Here is a 14,360-nt window from a genome sequence, read left to right on the forward strand (position 1 = left end):
CACGCTGGGCCGCCGCGAGCGCTTCTGTCGCCTGGGCCGCGCTGCTCTCGGCGTCGCGCAGCGCCTGGCGTGCGGCGGGCAGGTCGACATCGCCTGCCTCGGCCGCGGGCGGCAGGGCCGCCAGCCGCTCGCGCAAGGCGCTGCGACGGGCCAGGGCGTCGTCACGTTGGCCGCGCAACACGTCGATGCCCTTTGGCGCATGAATGGCCAGGGTCTTGCGCATGGCGTCCAGCTCGCGCTGCAAGGCGGTGCTGCGGGCGTGGCGTTCTTCGGCATCGGCGGCAGTGGCCACGCCCAGGCGCGACAGCAGCGCGGCGCTGGCGGCGCGCGCTTCGGCCAGCTCGCGCATCAGCGCCGGCAGGTCCTTGCCGCCCGGTTCGATGCGCAGGCGACCCACGCCGGGCAGATCAAGCTCGGCCGCGCTGGTCAACAGCACTTCCCCATTGCCCGACAGCGCCACGCCGTCCAGCCGCGCTTCGCGGCCAGGTTCGAAGGTGTAGGCCACGCGCGTGGCGATGGCCTGTTGCTGCAATTGCAGGTCGCCCAGGGCGCGTTCGCTTTTGCGCAGCGCCTGGATGTCGGCATCGGCGATCTCGATGCGCACGGCTTCGGCCTTCAGGGCCGAGCCTTGTTCGATCAAGATGGTGGCTTCTTTCAGCGCGCCGTCCAGCCGTTCGACGTCGCGGTCCAGCTGTTGCAGCTGGTGTTCCAGGTCGTGCCGGTCGGCCACGGCCTGCACCGCGGCGACACGCTGGCGGGCCTGTTCGGCGGCGGCAGCATGCGTGTCGCGCTGCTTGCGGGCGCGAGCCAGCGGCTCTTGCGCGTCCTGCACGCGGGCGCGCGCGGCGGCGGCCTCGTCCGTCAGGGCGCGCAGATCGGCCTCGTCCTGCTGATCGCGGCGCACCTGCTCTTGCAGCACCGCCAGCGTCTGCGCGGCCTGGCGCTGTTCGCGTTGCAGGCCGTCGAAGGCCTCGCGCTCTTTGGCGACCGCCGCCAGGCGGGCCCGGGCATCGGCGGCGCGGGCCTCGAAGTCTTTCCAGGGCTGGCCCGCATCGGCGCGCGCGTGCTCGGCGCGCAGGCTGGCCAGGCGGTCGACGTCGGCGTCCAGCTGGACCTTGGCGGCCGCGCAGGTGTCGCGTTCGGCCTGGGCGCTGGCCAGGGCGTCTTCGGCGTCTTTGTAGATGCCCTTGGGGCGGCCGTTGCGCGCATCGAGCAGCGCGGCGCGTTCGGCGGCCACGCGTTCGTACAGCCGGTCGCCATCGCCCGAGGCCAGTTCGCCCGACAGCTGCGTCAACGCCTCGCGCAGGTGGCCGCCGGCATGGCCCGCGGCCGCTTGCAGGTTCTGGCCATCGCCCTGCTGGATCCACAGCAGCCCGGGCACACCAGCCAGGTCGGGCTTGCTCTGCCCGCGCGTGGCCAATTCAAAGCCCACCAAGGCGGCCAGCGCGTTCTCGGCCTCTTCGCCTTCCAGGCGCTGGGCGCCGTTGTCGATCAGCAATTCGCAGCGGGCGCGCGACAGGAACTGCTTTTTCAAGAGATAGTCGTGGCCCGCATGGGCGAACGCCAGTTCCACGCTGGGGCGCGCGCCGGATTCGCCGCGCGGCGCCAGGTCGGCCACGGTGCGCGTGCTGTAGCGTTCCAGGAACGCCGCGCGAATGGCCGCGGCCACCGTGCTCTTGCCGGCCTCGTTGGGGCCGACGAACAGGTTCAGGCCGTCTTGCAGACCGTCCAGCACCAGGGGCTGGCGGAACTTGCGGAATTCTTCCAGGGCAATGCGCGAGAGCTTCATTGCAGGCTCCCCTGGGTTGCGGTGTCACGGCCGGCGGCGTCCCGGGGCGCGGCATTGCCCCCTGCCCCGTCGCGCTGGAACCGCAGCAGCAAGCGCAGCGCCTCGCTGGCAACGGCCGCCTGTTCCGGGTCGGCCTGCATCGCCTGCAATTGCGTTGCCACTTCGCCCACGTAGCCGCTGGCGCCCAGTTGCGCCAGGTCCGCCTCGTCGGGTTCGAGCAGCAGGCCGGAGAAGTCCGGCAGCACGGCGCGCGCCTGGGCGGCGGCCTGGTCTACCGCCCGTTGCAGCGCTTCCCAGGTGGGCACGTTGACGTGGCCCTGCAATTCCAGGCGCAGCACGTCTTCGGCCCGCAGGCCCGCCAGGCGCTGCGCCAACGCCTGGGCATCGGTGGGCAGGCTGAGCGTTTCGGTCCAGGCCGACCAGCGGTACTTGCCGGTGGCCACGCGTTCGACCACGGGCACCGCCCCCGGCGCCGCGATGCGCACGTCCAGCGCATAGCCCGGCTCGTTGCCGCGAAAGCGATCCTGTTCGGGCGTGCCGGCATACCAGGTGCGTTCGTCGATGGCCAGGCAGCCGTGCCAGTCGCCCAGCGCCAGGTAGTCCAGCCGCGCACGGGCGGCGCGGTCGGGCGCGATGGGGTTGGTGGCGTCGATGGTGTCGGGCAGCCGGCCCGCCACGCTGCCGTGCGCCAGGCCGATGCGCAGGCGGCCCGGCTCGGTGTCCATGGCGTCGAAGGCCTGCGTCACGTCGTCATAGGTGTGCCGCTGGGTCAGCGGCGCGGCCAGCACGGCCAGGTTCTGCGCGGGCAGGTCCACCACACCCGGACGCAGCGGCACGTGCACGTTGGGCGCAATGCAGTCCAGCTGCGCCGCGCGGCTCCAGACGCTGTCGGCCAGCGCGGCGTCGTGGTTGCCGGCGATCATGACCCACGGCCCGCTGTAGGCGGCCAGCGCGGCGAACAGGCGGCGGATGGTGCGATCGGACACGCCCTGCGTGTCAAAGACATCGCCGGCCACCAGCACCGCGTCCACCTGGCGCTCAGCGGCCAGCGCGGCGATGCGGGCCACGGCGTCGAAACGGGCCTCGGCCAGCAAGGCGGCATCGTCGGTCTCGAACTGGCCGTACTGACGGCCGATCTGCCAATCGGCGGTATGCAGGAAATGAGTCATGCCCGGATTGTAGAGGCCGGCGGCCCGCCAAAGAACAATGGCCCGACCGGCATTTTGCGCCGAGCGGGCCATTGAGGCGCCGGCTTATGGCCGGCGGCCGGGAAAAGCGGAAAACCGGCGGGCGTCAGGCGCCCTTGCCGTCCAGCACCAGCGGCCGGTGGGCCGCCGTGTGGCGGTCGTAACGCGACAGGTCCAGGCCGTCGGTGCGGATCTGCGGACGCTGGCCCATGACCTGGTCGGCCACCAGCTTGCCCGAGCCGCAGGCCATGGTCCAACCCAGGGTGCCATGGCCGGTGTTCAGGAACAGGTTGCCGTAGCGGGTGGGGCCGACGACGGGCGTGCTGTCCGGCGTCATGGGCCGCAGGCCGGTCCAGAACTCGGCACGGGGCACGTCGCCGCTGCCAGGGAACAGGTCGTTGACGACCAGTTCCAGCGTCTTGCGGCGCGCGTCTTTCAGGCGCAGGTCAAAGCCCGACAATTCGGCCATGCCGCCCACGCGGATGCGGTTCTCGAAACGCGTGACGGCGATCTTGTAGGTTTCGTCCAGGATGGTGGACACCGGTGCGGCGGCCTCGTCCTTCATGGGAATGGTCAGCGAATAGCCCTTGACCGGATACACCGGCAGGTCCAGCCCCAGCGGTTCCAGGAAACCGCGGGTATAGCTGCCGAAGGCGGCGACATAACGGTCGGCGGTCAGCACCTGGTCGCCGACGCGCACGCCGGTCACCTGGCCGCCGGCCGTGGTCAGGCCAGCCACCGGCTGGTTGTAGCGGAAGTCCACGCCCAGCGCCGCGGCCATTTCGGCCAGGCGGGTGGTGAACAGACGGCAATCGCCGGTTTCGTCGTTGGGCAGGCGCAGCCCGCCGGCCAGCTTGTGCAGCGAGCGCGCCAGCGCGGGTTCGGCGCTGACCAGGCGGTTGCGGTCCAGCAGTTCGTAGGGCACGCCGACTTCTTCGAGCACGGCGATGTCGCGGCGCGCGGCTTCCATCTGGGCGTCGGTGCGAAACAGCTGCAACGTGCCGCGAGTGCGTTCTTCGTAGTGGATGCCGGTGTCGATGCGCAGTTCGCGCAGGCAGTCGCGGCTATATTCAGCCAGGCGCAGCATGCGTTCCTTGTTGACGGCGTAGCGCTCGGCCGAACAGTTGGCCAGCATGGCCGCCATCCATTTCAGCTGGTACAGGCTGCCGTCCAGGCGGATCGCCAGGGGCGCGTGCTTCTTGAACAGCCACTTGATCGCCTTGAGCGGAATGCCGGGCGCGGCCCAGGGCGTCGAATAGCCCGGCGAGACCTGGCCGGCATTGGCGTAGCTGGTTTCCTGGGCGGCGCCGGGCTGGCGATCCAGCACCGTCACCTTGGCGCCCTGGCGGGCCAGGTAATAGGCGGTCGTGGTGCCGATGACGCCGCTGCCGAGGACGATCACATGCATGATTCTTTCCGAAGTTTGGTTTTGGTCAGGAATTTCGGTAGTCTATGAGCCTCATCGCAGTGAAAAACACTGATTATTTTTCTTTGGCAGTGCTTTTTCTCGGACACCCCCGCTTTTTTGCCACCCAAAAGTGAAATGCGCGACCTGGACCGTATCGACCTGAAAATCCTGGATATCCTGCAGCGGGAAGGCCGCATTTCGGTCACCGAATTGGCCGAGCGGGTCAGCCTGTCGGCCACCCCCTGCTCCGACCGGGTCAAGCGCATGGAACGCGAAGGCGTCATCACCGGTTACCATGCGCGCGTCAATCCGGCCGCGCTCGGCAAGAACCTGCTGGTGTTCCTGGAAATCAAGCTGTCTGCCAAGTCGGGCGACGTGTTCGACAAGGTGAAAAAAGAACTGCTGTATGTACCCGAGGTCATGGAATGCCACCTGGTGTCGGGCGACTTCGACTACCTGGTCAAGGCCCGCCTGACCGAAATGAACGAATACCGGCGTCTGCTTGGTGAAATCCTCAAGCGCCTGCCCGCCTCGGCGGAATCGCGCAGCTATGTGGTGATGGAGGAAATCAAGGAGACCCTGTACCTGCCCGTCGACCGGTAACGCTTCCCGCGCCTTGTTACCGGCGCCCGCGCCGTCGGCTGCTATGCTGGCGGCCGTTCTGGTTCCAGCCGTGCATGGACCGCCCCCGATTTTCTTGCTTTTTCTCGACTATGACGCGTCTTTACAAATACTTCTTCCGCGGCCTGATCACCGTCCTGCCGCTGGCCCTGACCATCTACGTGCTCTATATCTTCCTGGCGTGGACGGAAGCGGTCGCGCTGACGTTCCTGCGTCCGTTCATCGGCGGCTTCTATTTTCCGGGGCTGGGCCTGTTGCTGGGCATTCTGGGCATTCTGGCGATCGGTTACCTGGTGTCCAAAGAGCGCGTCAAGCGCGTGCTGCTGCTGGTGGAAATGCCTTTCACCAACCTGCCCGTGGTCAAGAGCATCTATTCGTCGCTCAAGAGCTTTGCCGATTACTTCTCGCCCGGTTCCAAGAGCACCGCCCAGCAGGTGGTGGTGCTGCGCATTCCCGGCCAGCAACTGGAACTGGTGGGCCTGATCACACGGCGCAACCTGGACGGCCTGCCCGAAGGCTTCACCCAGGGCGACCGCGTGGCGGTGTACCTGCCCATGGGCTACATGATCGGCGGCTACACCGTGTTCGTGCCGCAGGAATGGGTGCAGCCGATCCAGATGTCGGTCGAAGAAGCCATGCGCTCGTCGCTGATCGCCTGGATGGCGCGCGCCGAATCCGGCAATGTCCGGCCGGCCCCGGTCGACCTTACGGGCGTTGTCCCGACGGCGCCGGTCGCGCCCCCGGCCGCCCCCAATGCGGGCGACGCCCGCGCCAATCCCCCCGGCGGCAACCCGCCCGGCAGCCAGGGCTGATCGGCCCGTTTTCTCTTTCCACTGTTTGTTCGCGACATGCCCATCATTGAATTCACGCTTGCCGAAGGCAGCCCCTATATTGAAGTGAACCAGCTGCTGAAAGCCACCGGCGTGTGCGACAGCGGCGGCGCCGGCAAGATGCTGGTGGCCGATGGCCACGTCAGCGTCGGCGGCGTGGTCGAAAGCCGCAAGACGGCCAAGATCCGTCCCGGCCAGATCGTCACCTGTGGCGACGTCCGCATCGTGGTGCGCGAAGCATGAAGCTCAAGATGTCGCAGAATTCCATCTTCGCGGTGCTGTTGCGCTCGCCGTGGTGGATGAGCGCCGGGGTGGCCCTGGTGCTGGCCGTGGGCGGGTTCGCCGCCCTGCCGCTGGAGTACGCGGCCATGGGCGTGTTTGCGGCCGTGCCGTTCGCGGTCATCGCCATCATGGCGGCCTACAAGCAGTTGCGCGCCCCGTCGGGCGCCCGGGTCGAGGCCGTGGCGCAAGCCACCGCGGCCATGTCCTGGACCGAATTCGCCGCGGTCGTCGAAGCGGGCTTTCGCCGCGACGGCTGCGAGGTCGAACGGCTGAACGCGCCGGGCGCCGACTTCGCCCTCAGCAAGGATGGCCACGTGGCCCTGGTCAGCGCCAAGCGCTGGAAGGCCGCCCGCACCGGCGTCGAGCCGCTGCGCGAACTGCAGGCCGTGCGGGAAAAGCGCGGCGCGCGCGAAGCCATCTACATCGCCTTGGGCGACGTGTCGGACAACGCCCTGCAATACGCCCGCGCCCAGGGCGTGTCGCTGATGACGGCGCCCGAACTGGCCAAGCTGCTGCGCGACCTGAAGCCCTGATCCGCGCCCGGCCGCCCTGGCCGGCGCCCGGTGCTTGAACCTGGAGTTCCCTCGCATGATCTATCGCCTGTTGGCCGACGCGGTGCTGGTGCTGCACGGCCTGTTCGTGGCCTTCGTGGTGTTCGGCGGCCTGCTGGCGCTGTGGCGCTGGCGCCTGGCCTACCTGCACCTGCCCGCGCTGGCCTGGGGCGCGATGGTCATCGGCATGGGCTGGATCTGCCCGCTGACGCCGCTGGAAGTGTCGCTACGCCAGCAGGCCGGCCAGGAAGGCTATGGCGGCGGCTTCATCGAACACTACATCCTGGCCGTGATCTACCCGGACGGCCTGACGCGCAACATCCAGATGCTGCTGGCCGCCCTGCTGGTGGTGGGCAACGTCGTGATCTACACCCTGTGGCTGCGCCGTCGCCGCGCCGCCCGCGCCGTGCAACGCACGCAAGCCTGATCGGCCCGCTTGTGTAATAATGAGTATCAATTCTCATTACAACCTGCTGAAGCGATGCGCCTGCCGGAATCCCCTGGCCCATGGCTTGCCCGACCCGATCCGTCTGACTCGCCGTGCTGGAGCGCTACTACCGCGAACTGCTGAACTTCTGCAACCGAGCCATCAGGAATTCGGATGCGGCAGCGGATGCCGTGCAGGAAACCTACGCCCGCGTGCTGTCGGCCCAGCAAGGCGAACGCGAACTGCTGGAACCGCGCGCCCTGCTCTACCGCACCGCGCGCAATCTCTTGACCGACCAGCACCGCCGCAACGTGGTGCGCGGCCAGGCCCAGCCGCATGACCCCGATCCCGATGACACCGGCCTGGACGATATCGCCGCGCCCGCGGCATGCCAGCCCGAAACGGCCGCCATGTCGGCCCAGGCGGTCGACGCCATGCTGGCCGTGATCGCCGCCCTGCCCCCGCGCTGCCGCCAGGCTTTCGTGCTGCATCGTTTCGACGGGTTGTCGCACACCGAGATCGCCGACCAGATGGGCATCTCGCGCAAGATGGTCGAACAGCACATCAAGCTGGCGATGCAGGCCTGCCGCCGCGGCAAGTCCGACTGGGACGCCCGTGCCGGCGCCGCGCCGGACGTCCGCCAGGAATCGTTGCAGCCATGAACCCGATGCCCGAGTCCACCCCCGCCCAGGACGCCGCGGTCGATGCCGCCGCGCTGGACTGGCTGGTGCGCCGCAAAGACCAGCCCGACGCCGCCACCCAGGCCGCCTTCCAGGCCTGGCTGGCCGAATCCCCGCGCCACGCCGACGCCTATGCCCGCTGGGACGCGGATTGGAACGGGCTCGATGCCCTGCCCGACACGGCGCTCGACCGCTTGCGCGCGATGGACGCCGCGCCTGCCGCCTACGCCCCGCCTCGACGCCCCACGCCCCCGCGCCGCCGCTTCTGGCAATTCGCCCCCGCGCTGCTGGCCGCCTGTGCCGCCCTGGCCATTGCCCTGTTTGCCCTGGCGCCCGCCGCCCCGCAATACCGCGCCCAGTACGTCACCGCGCCCGGCGAGCAGCAGGAAATCGCGCTGCCCGACGGCAGCCGCCTGACCCTGGATTCGTCCACGCGCATCGACGTGGCGTTCTATCCGCACCGCCGCGAGGTGACGATGGCCGAGGGCCAGGCCATGTTCCAGGTGCATGGCGATGCGCAGCGGCCGTTCGACGTGGTGACCGGCGACGTGCGCGTGACGGTCGTGGGCACCCGTTTCAACGTGCGCCACACCCCGGCGGTGCCCGGCTATCCCGGCGTGCAGGTGGACGTGGCCGCCGGCCATGTGCGCGTGGCGCCGGCCCACCCGGCCAGTTGGTGGCAGTTCTGGCTGCCCGACAGCCGCCGCTACGCCGCCGACCTGACCGCGGGGCAGCGCCTGGCCATCAACGCCGCCGGCATGCCGGGGCGCATTGCGCCGATCGACGCCGCCGCCGTCGCGCCCTGGCTGGACCATCGGCTGACCTTCGACAACGCCACCCTGGCCCAGGCGCTGGCCGAATTCGGCCGCTACGGCCACCCCGTGCCGGCGCTGAACGATCCGCGCGTGGCCGCCCTGCGGCTGACCGGCAGCTTCGACAGCCGCAACCTGGCCAGCTTCTACCGCATCCTGCCGCAGGCCCTGCCCCTGCGGGTCGACACCCGCGATAGCCCCGCCGTCATTGAATCGGTCCGATGATGCGCGCCGGACCTAGGGTTTTTTTCGGCTGCCGCGTCTACATGAGAAATGTACCCATTCTCATGCTCTGACGAGGACTTGCATGCAACACCCCCGGTTTACTCTCGCGCCCCTGACCCTGGCGCTCTGGCTGGGCCTGGCCGGCCCCGCCGCGCACGCCCAGACCCCAGCGGGCGACGTGCGCATCCAGACCGCGCTGTCGGCCCAGCCGCTGGGCCAGTCGCTGAACGCCGTGGCGCGCCAGGCCGGCCTGGACCTGATCGTGGGCGGCGACCTGGTGCAGGGGCTGACGGCCCCCGCCGTGTCCGGCAACCTGACGGTGCGCGAGGCCTTTGACCGGGTGCTGGCGGGCAGCGGCCTGTCGGCGCGCATCGACGGCGGCGCCGTGGTGATCTCGCGCGATGCCGCCGCGCCGGTGCAGCAGATGGACCAGATCACCGTCACCGGCAGCGAAGAAACCGCCACCAGCCCCGTCTACGGCGCGGTGGCCCGGCGCACGTCCACCGGCATCAAGACCGACAGCGACCTGCTGGAAACGCCGCAATCCGTCTCGGTGGTCACGCGCGAACAGATCGAACTGCAAGGCGCCACCGGCATCGACGAATCGCTGCGCTACACCTCGGGCGTGGTGGCCGCCGCCTACGGCCAGGACCCGCGCGGCGACTGGATCCGCGTGCGCGGCTTTGCCCCCGCCAAGTACCTGGACGGCCTGCCGCTGCCCGCCGGCGCCTGGACCGCCAACACCCGCTACGAACCCTATGCGCTCGAACGCATCGAGGTCCTGAAAGGCCCGTCGTCGGTCATGTACGGCGCGCTGCCGCCCAGCGGCTTCATCAATGCCGTCAGCAAGCGCCCGCAGGCCGAGGCCGCGCGTGAACTGGGCCTGTCCTATGGCACCGACGACCGCAAGGAACTGACCGGCGACTTCACCGGCCCGCTGACCGAAGACGGCAAGGTGCTGTACCGCGTGGTGGGCCTGGCGCGCGACAGCGGCACGCCCAGCGACTACGGCTACGACCGCCGCTACCTGCTGGCCCCATCCCTGACCTGGAACCCCACCGCCGACACCAGCCTGACCGTGCTGGCGATGCTGCAAGGCGCGCGCTCGCGCGGCTGGGGCGGCTTCCTGCCCGCCCAGGGCACCCTGCTGCCCAACCCCAACGGCAAGATCGGCCCCAGCTTCTACGGCGGCGAACCCGGCTTTGACCGCTACGAGAAGAACACCCAGTCCATCGGCTACCTGTTCGCGCACCGCGTCAATTCGCAGCTGACCCTGCGCCAGAACGCCCGCATGAACTGGGCCGACGTGAACCACCCGTCGGTCGGCCTGCTGGGCTTTGCCCCCGGCAGCCTGACCACGCTGAACCGCTACACCTACACCCCGCGCGAAGACTCGCGCATGTTCGCCATCGACAACCAGGCCGAATACAAGCTGGACACCGGGCCGCTGTCGCACACCCTGCTGGCGGGCTTTGACTACAAGCGGTCGCGCAACGACTACGCCGTGGGCATGGGCTTTGATGCGCCCACGCTGGATGCCTTCAACCCCGTCTACGGCACCCAGCCCATCACCAAGCCCGCCGACACCCAGCACACGCTGCAAGTGCAGGAGCAGATGGGCGTGTACCTGCAGGACCAGGTTCGCTGGGGCGGCTGGGTCGGCACGTTCTCGGGCCGCCACGACTGGGTCGACACCAAGACCGACGACAAGCTGGCCAACACCCGCAGCAGCCAGCAGGACCGCAAGTGGTCCGGCCGCGCGGGCCTGAACTACCTGTTCGAATCCGGCCTGTCGCCGTACATCTCGTACGCCACCTCGTTCGAACCGGCCATCGGCCGCACCTATTCGGGCACGCCGTTCGTGCCCGTGACCGGGTCGCAGGTGGAAGCGGGCATCAAGTACCGTCCGCCCAACAGCGAATCGCTGTACACCGTGGCGGTGTTCGACCTGCGTCAGAAGAACGTGCTGGTCACCGACGTCAACGCGCCGGTGTTCGGCTACGAAATCCAGCAGGGCAAGATCCGCTCGCGCGGCGTCGAGCTCGAAGCCCGCGCCCAGGTCACCACGGGCGTCACCGTGATCGGCAGCTACACGTTCACCGATGCCAAGGTCGAGCAATCCACCGACCCGGCCACCGTCGGCAAGCAGGTCCAGTCGCAGCCGCGCCACCAGGCGGCGCTGTGGGTGGACTACCGCTTCCCGCAGGACATCGCGCCGGGCTTCGGCCTGGGCGGCGGCGTGCGTTACACGGGCAGCAGCTACGGCGATTCTGCCAACCAATGGAAGAGCGGCTCGAACACGCTGGTGGACGCGCAGGCGCACTACACCCGCGGCAACTGGCGCCTGCTGCTGACCGTGAACAACCTGTTCGACAAGGAATACATCACGGCGTGCAACAGCATCACCTGGTGCTATTACGGCTACGGCCGGTCCGTGAACCTGACGGCGCGTTACGCCTGGTGATTCGGGTATAGGTATAGTGGGTGTCCAGATCACCGGACACCCGCATGAGCCCCCAAGACACCCCCGACGCCGACGATACTTCCAACCTGATCCGCGCCTACGACGCCTACGGCCGCGAAATCTTCGTGACCCGCGAGCAATGGCGCGACAACGTGCTGGCCGGCGCCATCGAACGCCACTGGGACGATGCCGATTCGCTGGCCAGCCTGATCATCCAGTCGCTGGGCGATGGCTTCGTCGACGAGATGCTCAAGCCGGCCGAACGCCTGGTCGCCCTGGAACCCGCCGCCGAGCGCGCCGCGGTGCTCCTGGCCATCGTCTACATGAAGACCGGCCGGCTGGACGACAGCGAACGCGTGCTGCGGGCCTACATGCAGCAGCACGGCGAAACCGGCGTCACGTTGACCAACCTGGCCAAGATCCACGACGAACGCGGCGACGAGGCCCTTGCCCGCGACACCCTGTGGCGCGCGCTGGAACGGGACCCCAACCAGGAAAACGGCCTGGGCTGGTACGAGGCCATCCACCGCGAATACGGCGGCGACGTGGCCGGCGTGACCGCCATGCGCAAGGTCGCGGCGCTGCCCGGCAGCTGGCGCGCGCAGCTGTGGCTGGCGCACGCCGAACTGGGCGCGCACAACCTGGCCGGCGCGCTGGCGCTGTACCGCGAAGCCCTGGCCCGCGCCGGCACGCCCACGCCCGCCGGCCTGCTGATGCAGCTCAGCGCCGACCTGGGCAACGCCGGCGCCATCGAACCCATCCTGCAACTGGCCGGACCGCGCTTTGACGCGGCGGCGCATGGCGTCATGGTCGGCAACAACCTGATCCGCGCCCACGCCGAACTGGGCCAGTACGACGACGCCCGCCGCATTCTCGACCAGCTCTACGCGCAGCAGCGTCCCGACTGGCAGGAAAACCTGGCGTACTGGGACACCGAACTGGCCCGCGCCGCGCTGGGCGATGGCAGCGTGCCCGAATCCACCGAAATGCGCTTTGCCATGCTGCTGGGCCGCGGCCCGGTGTGGCTCGCGCCTGAATCGCCCGCCGCCGCGCTGTTCGACCCGATTGCGCCGAATCGTCCGCTGGTGTCATTCCTGGGCGGCTCGGCCGAAGTCGACGCCGCGCCCGACCACGCCGAACGCCAGCTGGCCGACGCCACCGGCCGCCTGAGCCGCGCGCTGCCGCTGTACTTCAACGAGCAATTGGCGCTGCGCTGCGGCCTGCGCACGCAGACGCTGGTGCCGTGGCTGACCGAACCCGAACCGGGCTTCGTGCTCAGCGGCGTGGCCTGGGACGACGCCGATGCCATCCGCTACGCCCAGCAATGCGAGGCCCAGAGCGACTTCGTGGTGATCTCGCACCTCGTCACCACCACCGAGCCCTGGCAGGCCCAGGTGCGCGTGCTGCGCACGGATGACGAGGAATGCGTCGGCACCTTGAACGCCCATTTCCCCATGGCCGACCCCACGGCCGCCCTTCAGCGCCTGACCGAAGACTTGGTGGCGCTGGTGGCCCGCGCCACGGCGCAGACTCCCAGCAATGCGCCCCGCAACTACACGGTGCCCGACGGCGCGGCGTTCCCGCGCTACCTGCTGCGGCTGGAGCAACTGCTGGCCGTGCGCTGCAATGGCGCCGACGACAAGCGCCCCGGCCACCTGAACGGCGAACGCGAGATCATCGACGGCAATCTGCGCCAATGCCTGGACTTTCCGCACAGCGTCAATGCCCGGCTGCTGCTGGCGCAGACCGTGCGCGCCATGAAGCAGATCCGGCCCGACGTGGTCAAGGAATTCAAGGACAAGATCGCCCTGTTGCAGCGTGAGCAGCCGCTGGCGCCCGAGGCGCAAGCGGCGGTGCAGGCCTTGCTGGACTGACCCTTTACAGGGCCCGCGCGATCACCAGGCGCTGGATGTCGCTGGTGCCCTCATAGATCTGGCACACCCGCACATCACGGTAGATGCGTTCCACCGGAAAGTCGGCCAGGTAGCCATAGCCGCCCAGCGTCTGGATCGCGGCCGAACACACCTTTTCGGCCATTTCCGACGCAAACAGCTTGGCCATCGACGCTTCGGTCAGCGCCGGCCTGCCGGCCTCGCGCAGCGCCGCGGCGTGCAGCACCATCTGGCGGGCCGCGTGAATCTGGGTGGCCATGTCGGCCAGGCGGAACGACACCGCCTGGTGTTCCATGATGGGCTTGCCGAACGCCTGGCGATCGCGGGCGTAGTCCCGCGCGCATTCGAACGCCGCGCGCGCCATGCCTACCGATTGCGAGGCGATGCCGATACGGCCGCCTTCCAGGTTCGACAGCGCGATCTTGTAGCCCTCGCCCTCTTCGCCCAGGCGCCACGCGGCCGGAATGCGCATGTCTTCAAACGCAATCTGGCAGGTATCCGACAGATGCTGGCCCAGCTTGTCTTCCACCCGCACCACCTGGTAGCCCGGCGTATCGGTGGGCACGATGAACGCCGAAATGCCGCGCTTGCCGGCCTGCGGGTCGGTCACGGCGAACACGATCACGGTCTGGCCCGTGCGGCCCGAGGTGATGAATTGCTTGGCGCCGTTGATGACGTAATGATCGCCGTCGCGCACCGCTCGCGTGCGCAGGCTGCTGGCGTCCGACCCGGCCTGCGGCTCGGTCAGGGCAAAGCCACCGATGTGCTGGCCGGTGGCCAGGGGCCGCAGGAACTGGTCTTTCTGCGCGTCGGTGCCGTACTTCAGGATCGGCATGCAGGCCACCGAATTGTGCACGCTCATGATGGTGGAGCAGGCGCCGTTGCCGGCCGCGATTTCTTCCAGCGCCACCGCGTACGACAGGTAGCCGCTGGCGTTGCCGTCCCATTCCTCGGGCACCAGTATGCCGAAAAAGCCCAGCTGGGCCATCTCGGCAATGGCGTCAGCCGGATAGTGGTGGTCGCGATCCCAGCGTTCGGACTGGGGCGCCAGGCGTTCCTGGGCGAAACGGCGCGCCATGTCCTGGACGCTGAGCTGTTCTTCGGTCAATAGCATTTGGGGTGTCTCCTGTGCGGGCAGTTCCGGGCTGGCGCGGATGAGCACCGCCCGTGTTTTCTTGCGCGGGCCGGCCGC

The 14,360-nt window shown here is 68.9% G+C and carries 13 protein-coding genes; 9 read left to right on the forward strand and 4 right to left on the reverse strand.

The features are described from left to right. The 3 genes from HV798_RS26485 to HV798_RS26495 all read right to left on the reverse strand — a co-directional run. On the reverse strand, nt 1–1,789 hold a 1,789-nt coding region (locus HV798_RS26485), incomplete at its 3' end, for an AAA family ATPase (protein ID WP_175216589.1). Beyond that, on the reverse strand, nt 1,786–2,958 hold the full coding sequence (locus tag HV798_RS26490) for a metallophosphoesterase family protein (protein ID WP_175195265.1): 1,173 nt from the start codon (nt 2,956–2,958) through the stop codon (nt 1,786–1,788). The genes HV798_RS26490 and HV798_RS26485, both read right to left, overlap by 4 nt. A 124-nt stretch (nt 2,959–3,082) precedes the next feature. Next, entirely contained in the window at nt 3,083–4,384 is a 1,302-nt protein-coding gene (locus tag HV798_RS26495) for a D-amino acid dehydrogenase (protein ID WP_175195263.1), read from the reverse strand. A 135-nt stretch (nt 4,385–4,519) separates the two neighbouring features. On the opposite strand from HV798_RS26495, the gene HV798_RS26500 reads away from it, so the two are divergent. From HV798_RS26500 to HV798_RS26540, 9 genes are all read left to right on the forward strand, one after another. Continuing rightward, on the forward strand, nt 4,520–4,987 hold the full coding sequence (locus tag HV798_RS26500) for a winged helix-turn-helix transcriptional regulator (protein ID WP_054422406.1): 468 nt from the start codon (nt 4,520–4,522) through the stop codon (nt 4,985–4,987). Between the two features lie 110 nt (nt 4,988–5,097). Beyond that, nucleotides 5,098–5,817: a DUF502 domain-containing protein gene (locus tag HV798_RS26505; RefSeq protein WP_175195262.1), complete on the forward strand. Its 720-nt coding sequence runs from the start codon at nt 5,098–5,100 to the stop codon at nt 5,815–5,817. 36 nt (nt 5,818–5,853) lie between these two features. Beyond that, nucleotides 5,854–6,078: an RNA-binding S4 domain-containing protein gene (locus HV798_RS26510; RefSeq protein WP_025136391.1), complete on the forward strand. Its 225-nt coding sequence runs from the start codon at nt 5,854–5,856 to the stop codon at nt 6,076–6,078. Beyond that, the gene (locus HV798_RS26515; protein WP_175195260.1) at nt 6,075–6,650 is read left to right on the forward strand and encodes a restriction endonuclease; all 576 of its coding nucleotides are present in this window, start codon (nt 6,075–6,077) and stop codon (nt 6,648–6,650) included. The genes HV798_RS26510 and HV798_RS26515 overlap by 4 nt, the downstream gene beginning before the upstream one ends. Nucleotides 6,651–6,705: 55 nt before the next feature. After that, nucleotides 6,706–7,095 (forward strand): DUF2784 domain-containing protein, encoded by a 390-nt coding sequence (locus HV798_RS26520; protein ID WP_175195258.1) that lies wholly within the window; start codon nt 6,706–6,708, stop codon nt 7,093–7,095. Between the two features lie 113 nt (nt 7,096–7,208). Next, nucleotides 7,209–7,757 carry a sigma-70 family RNA polymerase sigma factor gene (locus tag HV798_RS26525; protein ID WP_175195256.1) on the forward strand — a complete coding sequence of 183 codons (549 nt, stop codon included), beginning with the start codon at nt 7,209–7,211 and terminating at the stop codon, nt 7,755–7,757. Beyond that, a complete protein-coding gene (locus tag HV798_RS26530) occupies nt 7,754–8,812 on the forward strand; it encodes a FecR family protein (protein WP_175195254.1) in 1,059 nt (352 codons plus the stop codon). The genes HV798_RS26525 and HV798_RS26530 overlap by 4 nt, the downstream gene beginning before the upstream one ends. Nucleotides 8,813–8,894: 82 nt before the next feature. Further along, on the forward strand, nt 8,895–11,276 hold the full coding sequence (locus HV798_RS26535) for a TonB-dependent siderophore receptor (RefSeq protein WP_175195252.1): 2,382 nt from the start codon (nt 8,895–8,897) through the stop codon (nt 11,274–11,276). Between the two features lie 44 nt (nt 11,277–11,320). Beyond that, the gene (locus HV798_RS26540) at nt 11,321–13,150 is read left to right on the forward strand and encodes a tetratricopeptide repeat protein (protein ID WP_175195251.1); all 1,830 of its coding nucleotides are present in this window, start codon (nt 11,321–11,323) and stop codon (nt 13,148–13,150) included. Nucleotides 13,151–13,154: 4 nt separating this feature from the next. Here HV798_RS26540 and HV798_RS26545 read toward each other — a convergent pair whose 3' ends face one another. Further along, the gene (locus tag HV798_RS26545; RefSeq protein WP_175195248.1) at nt 13,155–14,282 is read right to left on the reverse strand and encodes an acyl-CoA dehydrogenase family protein; all 1,128 of its coding nucleotides are present in this window, start codon (nt 14,280–14,282) and stop codon (nt 13,155–13,157) included. Between the last annotated feature and the right edge of the window lie 78 nt (nt 14,283–14,360).

The sequence above is a fragment of the Achromobacter deleyi genome, from assembly GCF_902859705.1.
Taxonomy (GTDB): domain Bacteria; phylum Pseudomonadota; class Gammaproteobacteria; order Burkholderiales; family Burkholderiaceae_B; genus Achromobacter; species Achromobacter deleyi.

What these genes read in the sequence shown, in the direction of transcription:
- HV798_RS26535 (WP_175195252.1), top strand. Translation starts at nt 8,895, where the DNA reads ATGCAACACCCCCGGTTTACTCTCGCGCCCCTGACCCTGGCGCTCTGG.
- HV798_RS26510 (WP_025136391.1), top strand. Translation starts at nt 5,854, where the DNA reads ATGCCCATCATTGAATTCACGCTTGCCGAAGGCAGCCCCTATATTGAA.
- HV798_RS26500 (WP_054422406.1), top strand. Translation starts at nt 4,520, where the DNA reads ATGCGCGACCTGGACCGTATCGACCTGAAAATCCTGGATATCCTGCAG.
- HV798_RS26530 (WP_175195254.1), top strand. Translation starts at nt 7,754, where the DNA reads ATGAACCCGATGCCCGAGTCCACCCCCGCCCAGGACGCCGCGGTCGAT.
- HV798_RS26515 (WP_175195260.1), top strand. Translation starts at nt 6,075, where the DNA reads ATGAAGCTCAAGATGTCGCAGAATTCCATCTTCGCGGTGCTGTTGCGC.
- HV798_RS26490 (WP_175195265.1), bottom strand. Translation starts at nt 2,958, where the DNA reads ATGACTCATTTCCTGCATACCGCCGATTGGCAGATCGGCCGTCAGTAC.
- HV798_RS26545 (WP_175195248.1), bottom strand. Translation starts at nt 14,282, where the DNA reads ATGCTATTGACCGAAGAACAGCTCAGCGTCCAGGACATGGCGCGCCGT.
- HV798_RS26520 (WP_175195258.1), top strand. Translation starts at nt 6,706, where the DNA reads ATGATCTATCGCCTGTTGGCCGACGCGGTGCTGGTGCTGCACGGCCTG.
- HV798_RS26495 (WP_175195263.1), bottom strand. Translation starts at nt 4,384, where the DNA reads ATGCATGTGATCGTCCTCGGCAGCGGCGTCATCGGCACCACGACCGCC.
- HV798_RS26540 (WP_175195251.1), top strand. Translation starts at nt 11,321, where the DNA reads ATGAGCCCCCAAGACACCCCCGACGCCGACGATACTTCCAACCTGATC.
- HV798_RS26505 (WP_175195262.1), top strand. Translation starts at nt 5,098, where the DNA reads ATGACGCGTCTTTACAAATACTTCTTCCGCGGCCTGATCACCGTCCTG.